This window comes from Methanococcoides sp. NM1, from assembly GCF_900774285.1.
In the GTDB taxonomy this organism is placed as follows: Archaea; Halobacteriota; Methanosarcinia; order Methanosarcinales; family Methanosarcinaceae; genus Methanococcoides; species Methanococcoides vulcani.
In genome coordinates this window covers 1-463 of the sequence record NZ_CAAGTW010000034.1, presented here as the reverse complement: position 1 = coordinate 463, position 463 = coordinate 1, and the positions used below count along the sequence as shown (strand labels likewise).

General features: G+C 34.6%; 1 pseudogene. It reads right to left on the bottom strand.

Annotated features, from left to right (window positions below):
- A pseudogene (locus E7X56_RS12135) lies at window positions 1–363 on the bottom strand (ISH3 family transposase); the annotation flags it as partial.
- Window positions 364–463 lie beyond the last annotated feature (100 nt).

Here is a 463-nt window from a genome sequence, read left to right as displayed (position 1 = left end):
ATCATTGTCAGTGCCTATTTTTCCATAGTATGAATCGTTTGTATAATCAATAGCAAAGTCATACTTTTTCTTTCGCTTGAGAGTTTTAAGTGATGTTTGCATGAGTATTTTGTTATTTTGATCAATGAGATGATCCATGTCCATTTTTTGAAGATGGTATCTCATTGATGTCTCGCAAGGAGTCTTATGATATTGTTTATTAATTGAATGAACTGATCGGTTCCAGGTTGCCATGCCAAGAACACTAGTAAATAGATCTTTACGAGTGAGTGAACCATTGATCGAAATATGATTATGGTCGAGAAGAGGTTGCAAAACAGTTTTGATACATTGAGATGGAGTTAATTCTAGTCGAGATAACATGGAGGGGAATTTTTGCTTATATATAAGTATGCCGAATGATGTGGGTTTTGTGATGTTGAGTGGAAATTAGAGAACTACTGAATTAGGAAATGTGCAAGAC